Below are 21,345 nucleotides of genomic sequence, written 5' to 3' on the forward strand. Positions count from 1 at the left end.
ACTTGCCGCGCCGGTATCCGAGGGGCTACTTGTTGTGCGGGTATCCGAGGGACCACTTGCCGTGCCGGTATCCGAGGGACCACTTGCCGTGCCGGTATCCGAGGGACCACCTACCACGCCAGCAGCCGAATACAAGCCGGAATCCGCAGCCGACTGCGCATCGAATTCCCCTGGTGGCGGCGGCAACTCAGGCCGACGCGCGCTCGGCGCACCCACTTGCTCACCAGCGGTTTGATCCTCGGTCGCCCGCTGCGGCGCAAGCCAAGGCGGCGGAGCGTCGAAGTCGCCCGTCGGCGGCATGCCGGGCTGCTCGCTTGTTGGCGGCGGCGGTGCGGCAGGCGAATACGGTTGCGCGGCGGTCTGGTTGGGCGGGGGCGGCAGGTTGGGGCGCGACGGCTGGTAGCGCACCGTTTCCTCAACGGACGCGGGCGACTCGGTGGCAGTCGGTTGGCCCACATCTGGCTGCTGGAAAGCGGGCGATTGGCCCGCGCCCAACTGCTGGGCCGGAGGCATTTGGGTAGCGCCCGGCTGCTGATAGTCGGCAGCGGGTTGGTGCGGGCCGGGAGGGTGTGGCGGCAGCGGTTGCGACGGTGGCGTCGGCGCCCTGCTGCCGAGCGGGTCGAAGGCCGCGGAGGGCTGGCGCGGATTGCGGGTCGGCAGTGGGTTGCCACTTTGCCAGCCGTTTTCGGGACGCGGCGAACCTTGATCCGGGCGCGCGTGTGGGCCGGAGTCGTGCTGCGGTGGCCCTTGGCGCGGGTCCCCTTGCTCGGGACCGCGTTGGGGCTCAGGTCCACGAAAGGTATTCGGGCCCTGGAAACCACCCGGTCCGCTGTGTAGTTCGAAACCCGGACCGGACAATTCGCGCGTCGCCGGACCCGGGCGCTGACCGTGCTCCTCGGGCTGCTCGTCCTTATTCTTGCGGCGGCCGAATCGGCGCTTGTCCCGGCGCGCGGCTTCGGGCCGTTCGGTCTCCGGCGCGCGCTTGGAACGTCCACGCCGCGAAGGCGCTTCATCGATGAGGTCGTCGTGTGGCAGGTTCTGTACGGGCGCTTCGTAGCCGCCGGTGACATCGCTCTCGGATAGCCACGGGGGCAGCATGGGGAGGCCGTCGTTATTACGGCTCACACGTCCCCCTTGATCTGCTCGACCTTTATTCCTGGGCTGTGGTCAGTTTACGCGACGACTCTGCCTCATCACGGGTGGGGAGTGGGCCCGAATGACCGGGTTTTCGACGACCGCGATCGCGGGATCTGTTGGGCCCCATACATGTCTCGATAGGGGGACAGGAATGTGCCATGGGTGTGACCGGGGCTACTCTACGTGGTTGATTGCCGCGCGTCTGCTTAGCCATCGGCGTCGCGTCACGGTCCTGAGGTTCGAGGGCTCAATATCCGTCTAAATCCGGCACGGGCTTCGTATTTCCCGGCAAGAACCATCTTTCCCGGACGCTCCCCGCGCACACGTGCCACAGTGACGATGGCGCTCCACCGTCCCGGCGGGCCGAGGTGAATGGCGTCTACAACCTCGATGTCGACGCCATCAGAGCATGACCGGCTCCCGATTTCATCACCGATGGTGACCTCCGCCGTGCGACGATCACCGCTCCGGTTCGGCCTCCGCGAGTGCGGCTTGTAGTGCGACCTATTCGTACAGACCGGAGGGTTGCGATCGGCCTGTGATTACCCCCGTCCCGACGCCGGCAAAGTCGGCACGATCGGCGGCCGACAGTCGCCTGCGCGAGTGTGGCCTCCGCTTCCGGCGCGACCTATTCACCGAGCGCCGCTCGGCCACTCTGGAACGGCGACGGAAACTCGATGCCCGTGTGGCCACGCCGAGGAGGGCGCCGCGCCGGATAAGACGCCCTTGCCGGTGAAATCGGTGGATATGCGATCAGAGCATGACCGGCTCTCGATCTCGTCACCGTCGGTGCCTTCCGCTGTGCGACGATCACCGCTCTGGTTCGTCCGGGGTGAAACATCGATGTCGACGCCGTCGCCATGCGAGGAAGGGGATCGTGCCGGATCAGATGGCCTTGCCGGTGCAGCCGGTGGGTTTTCGACGACGATCATCAGAGCGTCATGACCTCTGATCTCGTTACCGACAGGTCCCTTGCGGCTGCGCAACGACCAGGGCTTCAAAGCGGCTTCGGCACCCAGGTCTACGCTGGCAACTGCGGGTTCACGCACGCTCTGCGCGCATCAAAAGCGGAATAATAGACGCTCGTGGCCCGTGTGACCAGGGCGAATTGGCCTGCCAGCAGTTAAACCGGTAAGCTTGGTCGGCGGTGCACCTACGCGCCGACTGTTTGCGTGTCACTGATCGGTTCGACCGATCGGTTACATGGAATCAGATACAAGGCAATCAAACCAGGTTTGAGCGTAAACCGGGATCGCGGAGGACATGGCGAAGAAAGACGGGGCCATCGAGGTCGAGGGTCGAGTTGTCGAGCCGCTGCCCAATGCGATGTTCCGGATCGAGCTCGAGAACGGGCACAAGGTTCTCGCGCACATCAGCGGAAAGATGCGGCAGCACTATATTCGTATCCTTCCCGAGGACCGTGTGGTCGTCGAGCTCTCGCCCTACGACCTGTCGCGCGGCCGCATCGTTTACCGCTACAAGTGAATCGGGCTTCGCCTCCGGACCCCCACCGGGGCCGGGGCTCAGCTCGTTGGGCACGCCGCCCAGTACGGCGGTAAAGACCACGTCGTCGCCCAGCGCGGCGGCAAGAGACTTCCTCAGCCCTCCGGCTGGGGAAAAACTGTGTTCACACCCGTGTGGACCGAACAAGATTGGACGGACGTGAAGGTTCAGCCGAGCGTCAAGAAGATCTGCGAGAAGTGCAAGGTGATCCGCCGTCACGGTCGGGTCATGGTGATCTGCGAGAACCTGCGCCACAAGCAGCGCCAGGGCTGATTTCGCGGCACCAGCCGGGCACCGATCACTGATCGGCTTGGCCAACTAAAAGAAGAACTCCCAGCTCCAGCCGCACACTGCGGATATTCGGATCGCGCGGTTCCTCGGAATCGCAAGGTCGGAAGGGTGTGCGAGCCAACCACCGGTACGGAGGCCGGTGCCCCACCAGACGAGGGGACGGACAGGGAGCAGACCTCCGCAACGATTAAGGAACCTGCCACATGGCACGTCTCATGGGCGTTGATCTTCCGCGCGAAAAGCGCATGGAGATCGCGCTGACCTACATCTACGGCATCGGCCGTACCCGCGCCAAGGAAATCCTCGAGGCGACGGGCGTCAGCCCCGACCTGCGGTCGAAGGACCTCAGCGACGAGCAGGTCACGCAGCTGCGTGACTACATCGAGGGTTCGGCCCTCAAGGTCGAGGGTGACCTGCGCCGCGAGGTGCAGGCCGACATTCGACGCAAGATCGAGATCGGCTGCTACCAGGGTCTGCGCCACCGTCGTGGTCTGCCCGTGCGTGGCCAGCGCACCAAGACCAACGCGCGCACCCGCAAGGGCCCGAAGCGCACCGTCGCAGGCAAGAAGAAGTAGGGGATATAAGGATGCCTCCGAAGAGTCGGGCCTCCGGCCCCAAGAAGACCCAGAAGTCGCGTCGCCGGGAAAAGAAGAACGTCCCGCACGGCCACGCGCACATCAAGAGCACGTTCAACAACACGATCGTGTCGATCACCGACCCGTCCGGCAACGTCATCTCGTGGGCGTCCTCGGGCCACGTCGGCTTCAAGGGTTCGCGCAAGTCGACTCCGTTCGCCGCGCAGCTCGCCGCCGAGAACGCGGCCCGCAAGGCGCAGGAGAACGGCGTCAAGAAGGTCGACGTGTTCGTCAAGGGCCCGGGTTCGGGCCGCGAGACCGCGATCCGTTCGCTGCAGGCCGCCGGTCTGGAAGTCGGCACGATCTCCGATGTCACCCCGCAGCCGCACAACGGCTGCCGTCCGCCCAAGCGGCGTCGCGTCTAGCGGGAAAGGAATAACGAAAAATGGCTCGTTACACAGGCCCTATCACCCGCAAGTCGCGTCGTCTGCGGGTCGACCTCGTCGGAGGCGACCAGGCGTTCGAGCGTCGTCCGTACCCGCCGGGCCAGCACGGCCGCGCGCGGATCAAGGAGAGCGAGTACCTGCTCCAGCTGCAGGAGAAGCAGAAGGCGCGCTTCTCCTACGGCGTCATGGAGAAGCAGTTCCGCCGGTACTACGAAGAGGCCAACCGCCTCAAGGGCAAGACCGGTGACAACCTGCTCCGTCTGCTCGAGTGCCGCTTGGACAACGTCGTATACCGCGCCGGTCTGGCGCGCACCCGTCGGCAGGCTCGCCAGCTGGTCAGCCACGGTCACTTCCTGGTGAACAACCGGGCCGTGAACGTCCCCAGCTTCCAGGTGACCCAGTACGACATCATCGATGTCAAGGAGAAGTCGCTCGGCACGCTGCCGTTCCAGGTCGCGCGTGAGACCGTCGGCGACCGCCCGGTTCCGGGCTGGCTGCAGGTGATCCCGGGCCGGCTGCGGATCCTGGTGCACCAGGTGCCCGAGCGCGCTCAGATCGATGTGCCGCTGTCGGAACAGCTGATCGTCGAGTACTACTCGAAGTAACAGCTCACCGCTGCTGGTGCGTGGTCGTCGGCAATGCCCGCGACCACGCACAACCCCCAAGACGTGGGCGTCAAATAGTGGGCGCCCGTACAGGAGGATGATCCAAAATGCTGATTTCACAGCGTCCGACGCTGACCGAAGAGGTCGTCGCCGAGAACCGCTCGAAGTTCACCATCGAACCGCTCGAGCCGGGCTTCGGTTACACCCTCGGCAACTCACTGCGGCGTACCCTGCTGTCCTCGATTCCGGGGGCCGCGGTCACCAGCATCCGCATCGACGGCGTTCTGCACGAGTTCACCACCGTTCCCGGTGTGAAGGAGGATGTCACCGACATCATCCTGAACCTCAAGGGTTTGGTCGTGTCCTCGGAGGAGGACGAGCCGGTCACGATGTACGTGCGCAAGCAGGGCCCGGGCACCGTCACCGCCGGTGACATCGTGCCGCCTGCCGGTGTTGTCGTGCACAACCCGGATATGCACATCGCCACCCTGAACGACAAGGGCAAGCTGGAGATCGAGCTCGTCGTCGAGCGCGGTCGCGGTTACGTCCCGGCGGTGCAGAACAAGGCGTCCGGCGCGGAAATCGGCCGGATCCCGGTGGACTCGATCTACTCGCCGGTGCTCAAGGTGACCTACAAGGTAGAGGCCACCCGAGTCGAGCAGCGCACCGACTTCGACCGTCTGATCCTGGACGTGGAGACCAAGAACTCCATCACCGCCCGGGACGCGCTCGCTTCGGCGGGCAAGACCCTGGTCGAGCTGTTCGGCCTGGCCCGTGAGCTCAATGTCGAAGCAGAAGGCATCGAGATCGGCCCTTCGCCGGCGGAGGCGGATCACATCGCCTCGTTCGGTCTGCCGATCGAGGACCTGGACCTCACCGTCCGGTCCTACAACTGCCTCAAGCGCGAGGGCGTGCACACGGTCGGCGAGCTGGTCGCCCGCACCGAATCGGATCTGCTGGACATCCGCAACTTCGGCCAGAAGTCCATCGACGAGGTCAAGGTCAAGCTGCATGCGCTCGGCCTCTCGCTGAAGGACAGCCCGGCCTCGTTCGATCCTTCGTCCGTAGTGGGTTACGACGCGAGCACCGGAACGTGGAGCGACAGCGGCACGTTCAGTGACACCGATGGCGGCGAGCAGGACTACGCCGAGACCGAACAGCTCTAGGCCGTCGGGGTAGGCACCCCGGCCCGGCCTCGCACCCGCGGCGTGAGCGACGCGCCCGGAGGCGGTAGCGGAGCGTTACCACGCAGGGCGCCGGGAGCGCCGCAATAAGACACAGGAGAACAAACAATGCCCAAGCCCAAGAAGGGTGCCCGCTTCGGTGGGTCGGCGTCGCACCAGAAGGCGATCTTCGCCAATCTGGCCACGGCGCTCTTCGAGCACGGTCGGATCACGACCACCGAGGCCAAGGCCAAGGCGCTGCGCCCCTACGCCGAGAAGCTGGTCACCAAGGCGAAGGCCGGCACCCTGGCCGACCGGCGCGAGGTGCTCAAGGTCATCCGCAACAAGGATGTCGTCCACGAGCTCTTCGCCTCGATCGGTCCGTCGTTCGAGGGCCGCGAGGGTGGCTACACCCGCATCACCAAGACGCTGCCTCGCAAGGGTGACAACGCGCCGATGGCGGTTATCGAGCTGGTCCGTGAGAAGACCGTGACCAATGAGGCCGACCGCGCCCGTCGCGTTGCCTCGTCCAAGAAGGTCGAGGCGCCCGCCGCCGAGACCGTGGTCGAGGAGAAGGCCGAAGAGGCCGTCGCCGAGACCGTCGAGGCCGAGGCACCCGCTGCCGACGAGGCCGCTGAGGACAAGAAGGACGCCTGACGTTCGGTTCTCGAACGAGCCCGCCGCCCCCCATATGGGTCGGCGGGCTTGTTCGTATCCGAGACCACCACGCCGACATCGGGTTTCGCGTGGTGGATGGTTCCGGCCGCACCGCCGCCCGCGTTCGTATCGATTAGGAGATCGCCTGTGACCGAAGAGGATTCGGTGGCTTCGACGGCGTCGGGCGAGTCCGCGCCGATGGATTCGCGCGGATTCGTGCAGGTTCCCGGCGTCATGCAGTCCTCCCCAGTCGAGTATGGCTCTGGGGGCGTGGCACCTGATGTCGTGCAGGCTGCTGGGGTGGTGCGGGCCTCTGGGGTGGGGCAGGCTCCTGGGGTCGTGCAGGCTGCTGGGATCGTGCAGGGTTCTGAGGTGATGCAGGCTCCTGGAGTTGTGGGGGCTCCTGAGGTCGTGCAGGGCGCGGAAGTCGATGCAGGGCCGGAGTCCGACGCCGACACGGTCCGGGTGCGGCTCGATATCGGTTACGACGGCACGGATTTCATCGGCTGGGCGCGGCAACCGGGTCTGCGCACGGTGCAGGGTGTCCTCGAAGAGTCGCTGAGCAAGGTACTGCGCGAACCAATCCAATTGACCGTCGCGGGCCGCACTGATGCGGGTGTGCACGCCGAGGGGCAGGTCGCGCATTTCGATGTCGGTTCGGAGCCGGATGCGGCCAAGCTCATCCATCGCATGGCCCGGTTTCTCCCGAAAGACGTGCGGATCAAGGATATTCGCGTCGCCCCGCCCGAATTCGACGCACGCTTCTCGGCGATCCGCCGCCACTATGCCTACCGGCTGACCACCGCCCCCTATGGGGCTGAGCCACTCCAGGCCCGCAGTGTTGTCGCTTGTCGCCACGACGTCGATCTCGAAGCCATGCGTGAGGCATCGCGAAAGTTATTGGGCCTGCACAACTTTGCCGCATTCTGCCGCCGCCGCGATGGTGCGACCACGGTGCGCGAACTCCAGCGCTTCGATTGGGAGCGCGACGGTGATCTGCTCACCGCCTATGTCAGCGCGGACGCGTTCTGCTGGTCCATGGTGCGCAGCCTCGTCGGCGCGATACTTGCCGTCGGGGAGGGCCGCCGGACGCCGGATTGGGTCGGCGGCTTGCTGGCGGAAACCGAACGGTCCAGCTCCGTCACGGTCGCCCCCGCCCACGGGCTCAGCCTCATCGCCGTCGACTACCCCGCTGACGCGGACCTGGCTTCCCGCAACGCGCAAACGCGTGAAATGCGTACGGTCTCAACGCTCGATGAAGGTTGCTGTGGCAGCTGAGGTTGGCGCATAACGTCTTGACGTCGCACAGAAGGTCCAACCTGTGCGTGGCGGCAACAACCTATGTGCCCTGTATTGGTGGCGCTCCCGCACCGCGAATCTGCGGGCGCGGGCGGTGCGGGAGCATGACCCTCCCGGTCAGCTGGACGAACCCGCCTCGATCGTTCGCGGCTGGTTGGAGCCGGAGATTTCGATGCGGCGTGGCTTGGCCTTCTCGGCGATCGGAAGCGTCACCGACAGCACGCCGTTGTTGTAGGTTGCGCTGATATTGTCGGCATCGACATTGTCGCCGAGGCTGAGCTGGCGCATATAGGTGCCTGCGAAGCGCTCGGACGCGATCCATTGGACGCCTTCGTCACTCGGCAGGCTGCGCTGCGCGCGCAGGGTGAGGGTGCCGTTGTCGACGCTCACATCCACTGAGCCGGGGTCCACACCGGGCAGGTCGGCGTTGAGTACGTAATGATCGCCTGCCTTGAACAGATCCATCGGCATGAATCGTGGCGCCCGCGATGTCCCCATGGATTCGCCGAGCAGCTGGCGGGCAACGGTGTCGATGTCATGGAACGGATCGAACCGGAGCACAGCAATCACCTCCATTTCACTAGCGGCGACGCCTGCCACGGCGGTAGGCGCCGGAAGCTGTGCACCATCTAAGTTAGCACTCTCGATACGAGAGTGCTAACAGTAGTTGGCTCGAAAATCATGACCGTCTCGGATCGGGGGCGCGGCTGCGACGGAATAGCGACAGCTGCGGGCTCGTTCATTCCGAGCATGGCTATCGGAGACCTCGGACGGTTCGGTGTATGGCGGTACTACGGGGCGTTCACCCCGCAGGACGCGCAGGACTTGGAAGGACTCGGCTATGGCACGCTGTGGCTCGGCGGGTCCCCGCCCGCCGAATTACCCGTGATCGAGTCGCTGCTCGAGGCGACCGAGTCGATCACCGTCGCCACCAGCATCGTGAACATCTGGACGGCGCCCGCGAAGCAGGTCGCGGAGTCGTTCCACCGGATCGAGGCGCGCTTTCCCGGCCGGTTCCTGCTCGGCCTCGGTGCGGGCCACCCCGAACATCAGGGTGAGTACCGCAAGCCCTATGACGCGTTGGCCGAATATTTCGACGAACTGGATGCCGCGGGTGTCCCCAAGCAGCGCCGCGCCCTCGCCGCCCTCGGCCCGCGGGTGCTCGGGCTGGCGGCGGAACGGTCTGCGGGCGCGCTGCCCTACAACGTCACCCCCGAACACACCGCCCGCGCCCGCGCGCTGCTCGGCGAGGGTGTACTGCTGGCCACCGAACACAAGGTCGTCCTCGACGAGGACCCGGTCCGGGCCCGCGCCGCCGCCCGCCCGCGCGTCGAGTTCTACCTCGACCTCCAGAACTACGTCGCCAATCTCCGTCGCCTCGGTTTCACCGACGACGACCTGACCAAACCAGGCAGCGACCGTCTGATCGATGCCCTGGTAGCCCACGGCGCCGCGGATTCGATCGTCGATCGGCTCTCGACCCATCTGAACGCAGGCGCCGACCACGTCGTCATCCAAGTCCTCGCCGACGAACCCGCCACCCTCCGCACCCTCGCACCACTGCTCGCGAAGTAGTACCGCATCGGCGATCGGCACGAATTACCCGCCGATCGCCCTGACGGACTGGTGGGGCCGCGCCAGCAGCTGCCGTCGCCGCCCCACCGAAATCGTCCTAAGACAGCGTTAGAAAGCGCCTCGTGCGCTTCCATCGGCGCTGTGACTGCGCACACACTGGTCTCCGACCGACGCAAGGCCGCGTCGAAGAAGGAGATCTTGTGACTACGACACAGCCTGTCGGCGAGCGCCGGGTGGTCGCGAATGTATTGCGTGGTTCCATCGGTAATCTCGTCGAGTGGTACGACTGGTACGTCTATACCGCATTCAGTGTGTACTTCGCGAAATCGTTCTTTCCGAAGGGCGATTCCACCGCGCAATTGCTTTCCACCGCAGCGATTTTCGCGGTCGGCTTCCTCATGCGGCCGCTCGGTGGTTGGTTGCTCGGTCGCTATGCCGACAAGTTCGGACGTCGCTCGGCGCTGACGCTGTCGGTGACGGTGATGGCGGCGGGTTCGCTGCTGATCGCGGCCACGCCGGGATACCAGACGATCGGAATCGCCGCGCCGGTACTGCTTTTGCTGGCCCGGCTGTTGCAGGGGCTTTCGGTGGGCGGTGAATACGCAACCAGCGCAACGTATTTGTCCGAGGTGGCCTCGACGGGTAAGCGCGGATTCTATTCGAGCTTCCAATACGTCACGCTGGTCGCCGGACAATTGGTGGCGCTCGGTGTGCAGATCATCCTGCAGCAGTTCCTGAACAACGCTCAGATGAACAACTGGGGCTGGCGCATTCCGTTCGTGATCGGTGCGGCGGGCGCGCTGATCGTGATGTGGCTGCGGCGCAGCATGGACGAATCGGAGCACTTCGAGGCCGAGGTCGAGTCCGAGCGTGATCCGGCGGCGAGCAGCACCGATGCCAAGCAGCCCGCGCGCGGTTCGCTGCGGATGCTGCTGCAGTACCCGCGGGAATGCCTGCTGGTGATCGGGCTGACGCTCGGCGGCACCGTCGCGTTCTACACCTACACGACGTACATGCAGAAGTTCATGATCAATACCTCCGGCATCTCCAAGCCGACGGTCTCCTGGATCAACTTCATCGCACTGCTGGTCTTCGTGGTGCTGCAGCCGCTGGCCGGCGCATTGTCCGACCGCATCGGGCGACGTAAGTTGCTGATCTTCTTCGGCGTCGCGGGCACCCTGCTCACCGTGCCGATCATGACCGTGATCGCGCACACCAAGAATCCGATCGCCGCGTGGGCGCTGATGATGGGCGCTCTGGTCATCATCACCGGCTACACCTCGATCAATGCCATCGTGAAGGCCGAGCTGTTCCCGACCAAGATCCGCGCGCTCGGAGTCGGCCTGCCGTACGCATTGACCGTCGCGATCTTCGGCGGTACGGCCGAAACCATCGCGCTGTCGTTGAAACAGGCGAACCATGAATCGCTGTACTTCTGGTACGTCGCCGGATGCATCGGAATCTCGCTGCTGACCTACTGGTTCATGCGAGAGACCTCGAAAGGATCCGCCATCGACGCCGACGCCGCTGCCTCGGACGATATTTCGCTCACCAAGGCGGATCCCTCGGCTACCGAGCCAGACCGTGACCTCACGACGGCTCGACCCTGAGGGCCCGACCGCACCCGCCGCTGCGCCGCTGTGGGAGGATCGGCGGGTGCGGCTTGCGGTGGTCGAGGACGATGACGGCGTAGGCGACGCGCTGGTAGAGGCGCTCAACGCCCGCGGTTATCAGGCCGAGCGCAAGCGCCGCGGCGCGGATCTGCTCATCGCCCACCGCGGCTACGACGCCGTCATCCTGGATCTCGGACTGCCCGATGGCGATGGTCTGCATGTGCTGCGCCAGCTGCGCGAGGTGAGTTCGGTGCCGGTGCTGATCCTGACCGCGCGCAGCGACGAACGCTCGATCGTGCGCGGGTTGCGCGGCGGCGCCGACGACTATTTGGTGAAGCCGCCGCGGATCGCGGAACTGATGGCCCGGCTGGAGAACGTGGTGCGCCGTGCCGCCGCCGGATCGCAGCCGGAGCGAGCCGAGGTGGTCACCGGGGACGTGCGAGTAGATCTGGCGGCCCGGGTGGTCGAGGTCGCCGGACGGCAGATCCCGTTGACCCAGAAGGAATTCGAGTTGGTCGAGGCATTGGTGGAGCGGCCCGGTGCCGCGGTCAGCCGTCAACAGTTGATGGATCGAATCTGGGGTGACGCGTTCGTCGCGGTATCCCGATCACTGGATGTGCATATGACCGGATTGCGCGCGAAATTGGACCGACCTGGGCTGATAACGACGATTCGCGGCTACGGTTACCGCTGGGGCCAATGATCGTATTGGCCCGGCGGACCTAGGAGCGGAGCCCGGCATGCGCAGACGACTACTCGTCGCGCTGACGGTATTCGCGGCGATCGCCGTCTTCGCCTTCGCGGTACCGCTCTCGCTGACCTTCGCGACCAGCCGCACCCAGGAGTTCGTCGCCGATCGGTCCGGTGATGCCGATCGGTTCGCCAGCCTCGCCGATGCCGCGGTGGCCGAGGGGGACAGTCGGGCATTGGCCGACGAGGCCGGCCGCTACCACGATCTCTATGGGGAAAATGTGCTCGTGGTCGATGCGCGCGGCGCGCGGACGGTGAATGCGGGCGTGGATGCGGCCGCCGCGCCCGTCGAGGCCGCCGTTGCCGCGGCTCGTCGCAATCAGCGGCCACAGCCGGTCTATCGGCTCACCCCGTGGAGTGGGCCGAGGGTGCTGATCGCCCGGCCCGTCGGCACCGGGGTGCAGGTCAACGGTGCGGTGGTGATCGAGGCATCCACCGCACGCGCCCGGCGCGATATCGGCCGTGCGTGGGCGGTGATCGCGGTCGGCGCGGTGCTGGCAATGGTGGTGTTCACCATGCTGGCCCTCAGCTTGGCGCGCTGGGTGCTGCGCCCGCTGGCGGCGCTGTCGCAGGCGGTCGCCGAGTTGGCCGCGACCCTGCCGAAGCCGCGCGCCGAGGCCGCCGCGCACGTCTCGATCGCCCGCCACCACGGCGGGCCGCCGGAGATGCGGGCGGTCGCGGAATCCTTCGATGCCATGGCATTGGCGGTCGCCGATTCGGCGGATGCGCAACGTCAGCTCGTTGCGGATACCGCGCATGCCATGCGAAATCCGCTTGCCGCCTTGACGATTCGTCTCGATTCTTTGGAAGCCGCCATTCCCGAAGGCGCGGTGGCCACCTTCCGCAGCGCGGGGGCGGAAGTCGAACGGCTGACCGCGCTGCTCGACGGTCTGCTGAGTTTGGCGGTTGCCGAGACCCCGGCCGCCTTCGAGGCCGCGCGGACTCCGTCTGATGACGAAAACCATTGCGACGCGGTGCAAGTCGCTGCGGATCGGATCGACGCCTGGTACTCCGCCTATGAGAACGCCGGGCAGGAGTTGCGGGCGGAACCGCAGGTGGCCGAGGCCGATACCGCGGTGTCCGCTGACGTTCTCGCCCAAATTCTCGATGTGCCGCTGAGTAATTCGTGCAGCTATGCCGGTTCCGGTGCGCAGACCGTCATCGTGGTCGAGGCCGAACCGGGTTGGGTAATCGTGACTGTCCGTGACAATGGCGTCGGCGTCGAACCTGGCGAACTCGACAAGCTGACCACCCGGTTCTTCCGCGGCTCCGGTGCGTCCTCCGGCGGCTCCGGCCTCGGTCTACCGATCGCGACGGCATTGGCCCAAGCGCGCGGCGGCACCCTGTCCGTGCTCCCCATCGATCCGCACGGTCTCGCGATCGAGATCCGGCTGCCGCAGGCGGTGCGGTCGTGATGCGGCGGCGGAAGTTCTTGACGCTCAGCGCCTTCGGTGTAGCGACCGGTGTTGTCGGATGTGGTCAGGACCCGGAGCTGGTACGGCTGGCCTCGGGTGAGGTCGGCGGCTTCTATCACGCATTCGCGGAACTGCTCGCGGCGGTGGCCCAGGAGGCGGGCACGGTGCGGATCGAACCGGTGACGACCACCGGATCGCAGGAAAATCTGGGGATGTTGGCGAACGGCCAGGTGGATGCCGCACTGGCGCTCGCGGATTCGGTGCAGAGTGAGCGGGCCCCGTTGGTGGCGCTCGGTCGCGTGTATGAGAACTATCTGCAACTGGCCGTGCGGTCGGACGCGCCGATTCAGCAGGTCACTGATTTGCGCGGGACCCGAGTCAATCTGGGGGCCGCGGGATCCGGTGCGGCGATGACCGGAGAGCGTCTGTTGTGGGCGGCGGGCGTGAATCCCGTTTCCGATGTGGATATTTCGCATCGACCGCTGCGAGATGCGGTGGCGGGTGTGGAATCCGGTGAGCTCGACGCGCTGCTATGGGCGGGTGGCGTGCCCACCGACGCACTCGATGTGCCGCAGCGGCTGCGGTTGGTGGAACTCGGTGAGTTGGCCGCGCCGATGCGCGAACGCTTCGGACACCTCTACGATTTGGTCGAGATTCCGGCCGACGCCTATGACAGTGGTCGTTCGGTCCGCACGGTCGGCGTCGCGAATCTGCTGCTCGCCGCCCCGACCATGTCCGATGCGGCGGCCGGGGCGATCGTCGAGCTACTGGTTTCCCGTGCGGACCGGCTGGTGCCCGCCGAGGCGGCGGGCACCCAATTCCTGGATAGCCGCTCGCTCATCGGAACCGATTCCGTCCCGTTGCATCCGGGTGCGGCGGCGGTGTACCGGCGGCGACACGGTTGAGCGTCAGGAACGCACCAGACGAGCGATGGCATCGGTGGCCTCTTTGATCTTGGCATCAGCCTCGGGACCGCCGGCGACCGCCGCGTCCACTACACAGTGGCTGATGTGGTCCTCCAGCAGGCCCATCGCAACGGCCTGCAGTGCCTTCGTCATCGCGGAGACCTGGGTGAGGATATCGATGCAGTACTTCTCTTCCTCGACCATGCGCTGCAGGCCGCGGGCTTGGCCCTCGATCCGGCGCAGACGCTTGAGGTAGTCGTCCTTCGCGGTGATGTAGCCGTGTGCGGTGTGGTCGTGGGTGCCCGCCGAGTCAGTACCCGGCGCGGGCGCGGTGTCATTGTGTGACGGGGTGGATGTCACCGACTGTCTCCTCGCTGCTCACCGGCTTGACCGGCCTCATTAATACCCCCCTAGGGTACAGTGTCGCGAGGGCGTTGTCAGGTTACCGAGATCCGGTGATGGCGACCAGCTGGCACCTCATCCCCAGGCCAATTCAGGTCATGATGAACGAAGGTCAGTTGGCCCGATGTGGACCCGTGTGGTCGGGGATCCGGGCCGGGCGAGAGAATCGGTGCATGAGTTTGGATGTTCGGCCCGCGCTCGCCGTGATCGGTGGTAGTGGCTTCTACGATTTCTTCGATGACGAGGCGACCACCGTCGAGGTCGAGACGCCCTACGGCAAGCCCAGCGCGCCGATCGCGGTCGGTGAGGTGGAGGGTCGGCCGGTGGCCTTCCTGCCCCGGCACGGCAAGCAGCACGAATACGCACCGCATACGCTGCCCTACCTGGCCAATATGTGGGCGCTGCGCTCGATCGGAGTGCGGCGGATCTTCGCGCCGTGCGCGGTCGGCAGCCTGCGCGCGGACTGGGGGCCGGGGACCGTGGCGGTGCCGGAACAGTTGGTCGACCGGACCTCCGGTCGACCGCAGACCTACTTCGACGGCGGTGGCGTGCACGTCTCCTTCGCCGACCCGTACTGCGATGATCTGCGTTCCGCGGCAACGAAATCCGCTACGGACGCGCTGCCGGTGAAGTCTTCGGGCACCATGGTCGTGGTACAGGGCCCGCGCTTCTCCACCCGGGCCGAGAGCCGGTGGTTCGCCGCTCAGGGCTGGGAGCTGGTGAATATGACCGGGCATCCCGAGGCGGTGCTCGCCCGTGAACTCGAAATGTGCTACGCCGCAGTCGCTTTGGTGACCGATCTGGATGCCGGACTGGAGGAGGGCGATGGTGTGCACGCGCTCGACGTCTTCGCTGAATTCAAGAAGAACCTCGGGCCGTTCAAGGAGCTGATCCGGCGCTCGGTTTCGGCGGTCACCGGAACCGATACTTGCGACCGTTGCCGTGTCCATGCGGGGGTGTCGCTGCCCTTCGAACTACCGTGAATCAGATTGGGTCGGAGCCGAAACGCGAGGTGCGGATGCGATGAAAGTGCTGGTCACCGGGGCTGCCGGTTTCGTCGGGGCACGGTTGCGGAGGGCGTTGGCCGCGGTCGGGCACGACGTGGTCGCGATCGATCTACTCGAGCCGGATGTGGAAGTGCCGGACGGTGTTTCGCGGGCTGACGTGCGCGATGCCGATGCGCTCGAGCCATTGCTGCGCGGCATCGATACGGTTTGTCATCTCGCTGCCGTCACCTCCGGGACCGAATCGGCCGTATTCGCCACGAATAATGATCTCGGGACGGCGGTGCTGCTCGATGTGATGGGGCGGGCGAAGGTACGTCATCTGGTGCTCGCCTCCTCGATCGTGGTGTACGGCGAGGGTCGGTATCGCGGAGTGAACAGCGGTCCGTTCTACCCCGGACTGCGGCGGCGCGCTGATCTGGATCGTGGCATGTTCGACCACTTGGCGCCGCGCACCGGGGAATTGCTCACCTGGGAGCCGGTCACCGAGGACGCGCCGCTGCGTCCGCGCGGCTTTTATGGTGCCAGCAAGCTGGCGCAGGAAAACTATGCGCTCGCTTGGGGTTTGGCCACCGGCGCTGCCGTCACGGCATTGCGCTACCACAACGGTTACGGCGAAGGCACGCGCACCGGCTTCATCGGAAACTTCCTCACCGCACTGGACCAGGGCCGTCCGCCCTTGGTCGGCGAGGACGGTGGACAGGTCAGGGACGTAGTGCACGTCGACGACATCGTGGCCGCCACTGTGGCCGCCGTCGACCGCCGTCCACCGGGTTTCGTCCCCCTGAATATCGCCTCCGGACACCCCATCACCCTGTGGGAAGTCGCCTCGATCATGGCCAAAGCGCGCGGCGGCCCCGCCCCTGTGGTAACCGGCCGTTACCACCTCGGTGACGCCCGCCACCTCGCCGCGGACCCCGAACGAGCCAGGCGCACATTGGGTTTCACTGCCCGAATCGCACCCACCCAGGGCCTCGCCGAACTCGCCGCTCCCGCAGTCGAGCCAGCCAAACGTGAATCCACTCCACTACATGTGCGAGTTGCTCCGTCGCCGCCGACCACACCCGAGCATCGGGTTCGTCCGGAACCTCGGCCCGCCGCGCCGATCGTGCGGTCCGAATCCCGCCCGGACGCTCCGGTGCCGAATGCGCAGACGGCCGCACCCCAACCGGAGCCAGCGAGCCAGGATGCCGATCCGAATGTGATGCCTGCGCCCTAACCCGAGTTGGCGACTCCGGCGGCCGGGACGGGTTCGCCCGCCTGGTGGTGGGTTTGCGCCTGACTCGATTGGGGGCGGCGGTGGTCGGGGTGCGTTCGCTGGATCGGCTGCGTTGCGTATGGGGGCGTAAATCTGGTGCGCAGCACCGTTGCCATTGCGGGGCCGCATGCTTTCGCGGCCAGGGGCAGTGATGATCGGCTTCGGCGCCCTCGACGATGGCCTGCTAGGTGCCGATGGTGGTCGCGGTGATCGCGCCCAGCAAGGCTGGGGTCGCAGGCCCAGGATGGTCAGCTGGGTCCGGGGTAATCCAGTACTTCGAGTTGGACGAGGACGAATTCGGGAGCGGGGGAGTTCGGGGTGGTGGCGGGAAGGGGGGAGATTTCCAGGTTGGTGATAATCCATCCGCTGTTTTCGCTGGCCAGGCGGACGGCGCGGAGTTGGTGGTGGTCTGCGCCGGAGCGCATTGCGTTGCGGGCGGCGATGATCCGGGGTCGGTCGGCGGGGTGGGGGACGGTGCGTTCGTCGATGCTGGCCCAGCGCATTGCGGGAACTGGTTCGGTGACCCAGCGGATCAAGCGGATCTGGGCGGTGTCCACGATCGCGAGGTAGAGGTTGGGTTGGGCGCGGCGCAGCATATCGAGGGCGGTCGCCTCGAAGGATTTGTGTTGCGGCGCAACGGTATCGGTAACATCCACGGCCAGACCACGCCAGCGGTGCCGTTCGGCTACCGTATCCGCGTTGCGGGTGGCCGCCAGTATGGAGCGCGGGCCCGTCTTCGAGCGCACGGTTGCCGTACCCAGCCACCGGGAATCGGGCTCGGAGCGGGTCAGGTTCGCGACGAGATCCAGTGCGCCATCGAATCTTTCGACCATCTCGAAGATTTCGGCACCGATCCGGCTGGTGCGATCGGGCGCGAAATCCGGCCAGAGGCCGCGCGTCAGCGCATCCAACTTGCGTGTGCGCGCATCGATGACAAACGGAGCTACCCCCGGCGCGGGTGGGGGATTCCCGGCGCCGACCCACAGATGGATCGCGTACACCTGCTGATCCGTACCCAATATCGGCACGGCTCGCAGATGCTGTCCCGACCACGCCTGCCGCGAGGTCGGCAGCACCTGATCCACCATCGATCCGCTCGCATACGCAGCAGCGACAAGCGGCTGCAACCGACCCGGCACGGCCCGCTGAAACGACTTCCATTCACGTGGCGAAGTGCCAATGGCCAACACCGACCAGCTGTCGACACGGCCGAGCGTTTCGATCAATAGCCAGCGCTCGATGATCACTTCGCCCCCTCCCGAACTCGAATCTACGTCAAGATCACCGCTGATAGCCAACGCATATCGTGCACGATACGAAGAAGCTCAGCACGTAGTTCGGGACGAACTGCATTCAATGGGCCTGTCGAATGCTGCGACCGCTCAAGCCTTAGCGAAGGCGTCGGCGTGTGCGCGGGCCCACTGGTCGAAGGTGCGCGGTTCTCGGCCGGTCACCTCATGCACGGTCGGGTAGACCTGGGATTCGTCGAGGGTGCCGTCGACGAAGAAGCTCCAGAATGCGTCGACGTAGTGCTGCGGCATGGAGGCCTCGAGTTCGGCCCGCGTCTGCGCATTCGTCAAGCCTTGGCAGACCAGCGGCCGGTTGAGCACGTCGGCCAGCACGGCGACCTGATCGGCGGGCACGAGCGCTTGCGGGCCGGTCAGCTCGAGGATGCGCCCGGCCAGTGCGCCGCCGGTCAAGGCGACCGCCGCGACGGCCGCGATATCGGCGGGATCAATCGCGGCGACCGGTACATCGGGGAACTGAGCGCGAATCACATCGCCCTGTTCGAGTTGTGGCAGCCAGCGCAGCGCATTCGACATGAACGAGCGCGGGCGCAGAAAGGTCCACGCCAGACCGGATTCGCGCACGTCCCGCTCAGCCTGCGTCATATACGCGGAGACCGCATTGTTCATATCCTCGAGCGCCGCCGAACCACCCGAGAGCAGGACGATGTGCTGAACGCCCGCCTTCTTCGCGCGTGCGAGCAGATCGGGGGCGTCGGTGTAGCCCGGCAGCAGGAATATTCCGGTGACCCCGTCCATGGCCTGCGTCACGCTCTCCGGCCGATTCAGGTCGCCGGTCACCGCCTCGACACCGGCAGGCAGCCGTGCCCGCGCGGGATCGCGGACCAGCGCGCGCACAGCAGTGCCGGAATTATTCAGTGCCGCAACCAGTTCCGTGCCGATATTGCCGGTCGCACCGGTCACCAGGATCATGCCGTCTCCTCCAGAGTCGTACCGGGCTGCCCCGTCCATCATGCGGAATCATCGGCCGATCTCCGCGAATGAATCGAGATCGCCGCACCCGCCTCGACCGTACCGTCGGCTCACCGAGTTAGGCTCGCGCGGTGGATACTCCGCTACGGCTAGAGGTCATCGTGGCCAGCACGCGCCCGGAGCGATTCGCTCCGGTGGTCGCCGACTGGTTTCTGCGCACGGTCCGGGCGAGCCCCGAATTCGACACCGGCGTCATCGATCTGATCGCCACCCCTCTGCCGACGGACCTGACCGTCACCGCCGAGGTCGAGGCCTACCGCCAGCGCCTGGCCGCCGCTGACGCCTTCGTCGCCATCACCTCCGAGTACAACCACGGCTATCCCGCGTCCCTGAAAACCGCCTTCGACAACGCGAAACACGAATGGCGCGCCAAACCCATCGGCTTCGTCTCCTACGGCGGCCTCTCCGGCGGCCTGCGCGCCGTCGAGCAACTCCGCCAGGTAGTCGCCGAAATCCACATGGTCTCCATCCGCGAAACCGTCAGCTTCCACCAGGCCAAAAAGCAATTCGACAAATCCGGCAATACCCAAGACGGCGCCGCCATCGATGCCGTCGACCGCCTGATCCGCCAATTGGCCTGGTGGGCACGAACTCTCCGCGCCGCCCGGACCGCAGACCCCTATCCAGGCTGACCCGCGGGGCCGCACAACCCGTTGCCCAACCTGCGCACCCCGAATAGCGGGCGTGCGCGCGCCACAACTATGCATCCATGCAGGCAAACGTCGAGAGCGCGTCGAGCCACCATTCGAGTGGTGGGCAGGGCTACTGCGGGCTGTCTGCCATTGCGCGGCGGCCGCGTGGGTGGCCGATGTAGGTTGCCTCGCGGGGGATGGAGACCAGCGTCAGGTCGACCTGAGCCGTACCGGTCCGCAGCACCACATGGTTCCCGATGGCGCCCGGCTGGTGGATCGACAGGTCCGGCCGAGTCGCGGGCCAGCCCATGGGATCTCCGGTCACATAGATGGTCGTGACACCGGCGTGCGGCGCGGGCGCCAGCACACCGTCGACCACCGTCGCGGTGAATCCGGCATCGGATTGATGTGTCTCCACCGCGATCTGCAGCCGCTCGGGATTCCCGATGGTCGTCACCAGGTTCTCCCAGGCATGCGTCCGATCGGTTCGGATCAGGATGCGTTCACCGACCGCCAACGCGCGGAATACCAACTGCTGAGCCAGATACAGCTCACCGGCCACATACACCGTCGAGATACCGGTACCGACAATGCGGACCGCGACACCCTGACCCTCGTCATCCGACCCGATCAGCTGACCGCACCCCGACGACGGTAGATGCAGCGCACTGATCACATCGATCGGATACTCGGTCACTGGAACCGCGTCGTCGAGATCCGGAATGCCCAGCGGCAGATGCGCGAGCAGACCATCGCGCTGCCGTCCGTTCATCGAGATCAGACCCTTGAGCTTCGTGCGCTCCGGGAGCTCCCGCGTGGTCAGCCGCCAGGCTGCGCCGATGCTCACCGACTCGGCGGAACTACCCGGACGCAGCCGCACCGCCACGGTCGTACCGCGCGACGGCGCGACCCAGAGCTGCGAGAGCAGATCCGAGCCGAGCCGCTTCGGATCGACCGCGCTACCGATATTCACACTGTTGCCGATTTCGGCGTACCGCCAGCGGTGGGTCAGCGTGCGCGGATCGAAGCCCTGCGTGACCTGAAGAACCGCCTTGCGGATCTCGGGCGCGGTGAGGATGCGCGCGCTGCAGTCGGCGTCCTCGAGTGTGCGCATAATGCGTTGCGTCGCAATGGTTACCGCGCGAGAGGCGCCCTCATTACCGCCACCCCGCCGGGCGGCGGCCTCCGGGCAGGCGATCGCGTCGAAGCTAATGGCGAGCCACACATTCCGGTGCGCGGTGGCGGGCAACGGACCCAGCAGCGATTCGTAGATCTTGCCCGCGGGCGTACCCGAACGGCTGCGGTGGCCGTGGCTGATGATGTCGATACCGCTGAGCAGAATGTCGTGCTGGTTCAGGCATTTCGCCAATTCCGGCAGCGGCAGCAGATGCGAGGCGTGCACGGTGGTGCGAGCGATCCGAGTCAGCCCGCCCTTGGGGGCCAGCACTTCGACGACCGTGACGACTCTTGTTCCGTCCCAGTACAACCCGGCCGAGCGACCGTCCGAGCCGCGGAAGTCGACGGTATCCCCGAGTTCGTAATCGCGGCGGGTGATGTAGCGCCACCACGTGCCGATCCAATCCAGGATGGTGCGCTTGGCGACCGGGATCAGCGGCAGCAGTCCGACGACCATCGCGACGCTCAACGCAGGCCATGCGGCGAGCCCGACCAATAAGGCGAGCAGTCCGGCAACGAGCCCGATCACCTGCGCGATCAGCAGATTCGGCAGTGAGATGCGCCCGAGCAGCGGGCGTGGTCCCGCGCCGCCTTGTTCGGCCATCGTCGTCCCCCAAGTACCCGGTACGGCCGTATCGCAGCGGCCGAGCTGAACAATAG

Annotated in this window: 20 protein-coding genes and 1 pseudogene; 16 read left to right on the forward strand and 5 right to left on the reverse strand. The window is 66.1% G+C overall.

The features are described from left to right. The first annotated feature begins 2,400 nt into the window (after positions 1–2,400). From infA to truA, 8 genes are all read left to right on the forward strand, one after another. Positions 2,401–2,622 carry a translation initiation factor IF-1 gene (gene infA, locus ACIBG0_RS11225; protein ID WP_003418601.1) on the forward strand — a complete coding sequence of 74 codons (222 nt, stop codon included), beginning with the start codon at positions 2,401–2,403 and terminating at the stop codon, positions 2,620–2,622. A 177-nt stretch (positions 2,623–2,799) separates the two neighbouring features. Next, entirely contained in the window at positions 2,800–2,913 is a 114-nt protein-coding gene (gene rpmJ / locus ACIBG0_RS11230; protein ID WP_040686659.1) for a 50S ribosomal protein L36, read from the forward strand. 221 nt (positions 2,914–3,134) lie between these two features. Next, positions 3,135–3,506 (forward strand): 30S ribosomal protein S13, encoded by a 372-nt coding sequence (gene rpsM / locus ACIBG0_RS11235; RefSeq protein ID WP_364390903.1) that lies wholly within the window; start codon positions 3,135–3,137, stop codon positions 3,504–3,506. Between the two features lie 11 nt (positions 3,507–3,517). Next, complete coding sequence (gene rpsK, locus ACIBG0_RS11240) at positions 3,518–3,931, forward strand: 30S ribosomal protein S11 (RefSeq protein ID WP_014349147.1); 414 nt, start codon at positions 3,518–3,520, stop codon at positions 3,929–3,931. Positions 3,932–3,951: 20 nt separating this feature from the next. Continuing rightward, positions 3,952–4,557: a 30S ribosomal protein S4 gene (rpsD, locus tag ACIBG0_RS11245; protein ID WP_327095488.1), complete on the forward strand. Its 606-nt coding sequence runs from the start codon at positions 3,952–3,954 to the stop codon at positions 4,555–4,557. Positions 4,558–4,664: 107 nt separating this feature from the next. Further along, a complete protein-coding gene (locus tag ACIBG0_RS11250; RefSeq protein WP_040686662.1) occupies positions 4,665–5,723 on the forward strand; it encodes a DNA-directed RNA polymerase subunit alpha in 1,059 nt (352 codons plus the stop codon). A gap of 126 nt (positions 5,724–5,849) precedes the next feature. Then, entirely contained in the window at positions 5,850–6,377 is a 528-nt protein-coding gene (rplQ, locus tag ACIBG0_RS11255) for a 50S ribosomal protein L17 (protein ID WP_397031521.1), read from the forward strand. Positions 6,378–6,752: 375 nt separating this feature from the next. Continuing rightward, positions 6,753–7,655, forward strand: a complete 903-nt coding sequence (gene truA, locus ACIBG0_RS11260; RefSeq protein ID WP_397031987.1) for a tRNA pseudouridine(38-40) synthase TruA — start codon at positions 6,753–6,755, stop codon at positions 7,653–7,655. 138 nt (positions 7,656–7,793) lie between these two features. Here the strand turns inward: truA and ACIBG0_RS11265 are convergent, their stop codons facing one another. Continuing rightward, positions 7,794–8,237: an Hsp20/alpha crystallin family protein gene (locus ACIBG0_RS11265; RefSeq protein ID WP_397031523.1), complete on the reverse strand. Its 444-nt coding sequence runs from the start codon at positions 8,235–8,237 to the stop codon at positions 7,794–7,796. Between the two features lie 189 nt (positions 8,238–8,426). Here ACIBG0_RS11265 and ACIBG0_RS11270 point away from each other — a divergent pair, with 189 nt between their 5' ends. The 5 genes from ACIBG0_RS11270 (at position 8,427) to ACIBG0_RS11290 (ending at position 13,934) form a co-directional block, all read left to right on the forward strand. Continuing rightward, positions 8,427–9,251, forward strand: coding sequence for an LLM class F420-dependent oxidoreductase (locus tag ACIBG0_RS11270; protein ID WP_397031525.1), 825 nt, complete (start codon positions 8,427–8,429; stop codon positions 9,249–9,251). A 200-nt stretch (positions 9,252–9,451) separates the two neighbouring features. Next, complete coding sequence (locus ACIBG0_RS11275; RefSeq protein WP_397031527.1) at positions 9,452–10,861, forward strand: MFS transporter; 1,410 nt, start codon at positions 9,452–9,454, stop codon at positions 10,859–10,861. A gap of 46 nt (positions 10,862–10,907) precedes the next feature. Next, on the forward strand, positions 10,908–11,567 hold the full coding sequence (locus ACIBG0_RS11280; RefSeq protein ID WP_397031988.1) for a response regulator transcription factor: 660 nt from the start codon (positions 10,908–10,910) through the stop codon (positions 11,565–11,567). 37 nt (positions 11,568–11,604) lie between these two features. Next, on the forward strand, positions 11,605–13,029 hold the full coding sequence (locus ACIBG0_RS11285; protein WP_397031529.1) for a sensor histidine kinase: 1,425 nt from the start codon (positions 11,605–11,607) through the stop codon (positions 13,027–13,029). Next, positions 13,029–13,934, forward strand: coding sequence for a TAXI family TRAP transporter solute-binding subunit (locus tag ACIBG0_RS11290; protein ID WP_397031531.1), 906 nt, complete (start codon positions 13,029–13,031; stop codon positions 13,932–13,934). The genes ACIBG0_RS11285 and ACIBG0_RS11290 overlap by 1 nt, the downstream gene beginning before the upstream one ends. Positions 13,935–13,937: 3 nt before the next feature. Here ACIBG0_RS11290 and ACIBG0_RS11295 read toward each other — a convergent pair whose 3' ends face one another. Continuing rightward, positions 13,938–14,207 (reverse strand): metal-sensitive transcriptional regulator, encoded by a 270-nt coding sequence (locus ACIBG0_RS11295; protein ID WP_062983353.1) that lies wholly within the window; start codon positions 14,205–14,207, stop codon positions 13,938–13,940. 302 nt (positions 14,208–14,509) lie between these two features. Here ACIBG0_RS11295 and ACIBG0_RS11300 point away from each other — a divergent pair, with 302 nt between their 5' ends. After that, positions 14,510–15,319, forward strand: a complete 810-nt coding sequence (locus ACIBG0_RS11300; protein ID WP_397031533.1) for an S-methyl-5'-thioadenosine phosphorylase — start codon at positions 14,510–14,512, stop codon at positions 15,317–15,319. 40 nt (positions 15,320–15,359) lie between these two features. Then, positions 15,360–16,328, forward strand: a pseudogene (locus ACIBG0_RS11305) (NAD-dependent epimerase/dehydratase family protein); the annotation flags it as partial. 518 nt (positions 16,329–16,846) lie between these two features. Here the strand turns inward: ACIBG0_RS11305 and ACIBG0_RS11310 are convergent. Continuing rightward, the gene (locus ACIBG0_RS11310; RefSeq protein WP_397031536.1) at positions 16,847–17,845 is read right to left on the reverse strand and encodes a GAF domain-containing protein; all 999 of its coding nucleotides are present in this window, start codon (positions 17,843–17,845) and stop codon (positions 16,847–16,849) included. Between the two features lie 135 nt (positions 17,846–17,980). Further along, positions 17,981–18,817, reverse strand: coding sequence for an NAD(P)H-binding protein (locus tag ACIBG0_RS11315; protein WP_397031538.1), 837 nt, complete (start codon positions 18,815–18,817; stop codon positions 17,981–17,983). Positions 18,818–18,948: 131 nt separating this feature from the next. On the opposite strand from ACIBG0_RS11315, the gene ACIBG0_RS11320 reads away from it, so the two are divergent. Then, on the forward strand, positions 18,949–19,509 hold the full coding sequence (locus ACIBG0_RS11320; RefSeq protein ID WP_397031540.1) for an NADPH-dependent FMN reductase: 561 nt from the start codon (positions 18,949–18,951) through the stop codon (positions 19,507–19,509). A 130-nt stretch (positions 19,510–19,639) separates the two neighbouring features. Here the strand turns inward: ACIBG0_RS11320 and eccE are convergent, their stop codons facing one another. Continuing rightward, positions 19,640–21,289, reverse strand: coding sequence for a type VII secretion protein EccE (gene eccE, locus ACIBG0_RS11325; protein WP_397031542.1), 1,650 nt, complete (start codon positions 21,287–21,289; stop codon positions 19,640–19,642). Between the last annotated feature and the right edge of the window lie 56 nt (positions 21,290–21,345).

The organism is Nocardia sp. NPDC050630 (genome assembly GCF_044457245.1).
In the GTDB taxonomy this organism is placed as follows: Bacteria; Actinomycetota; Actinomycetes; order Mycobacteriales; family Mycobacteriaceae; genus Nocardia.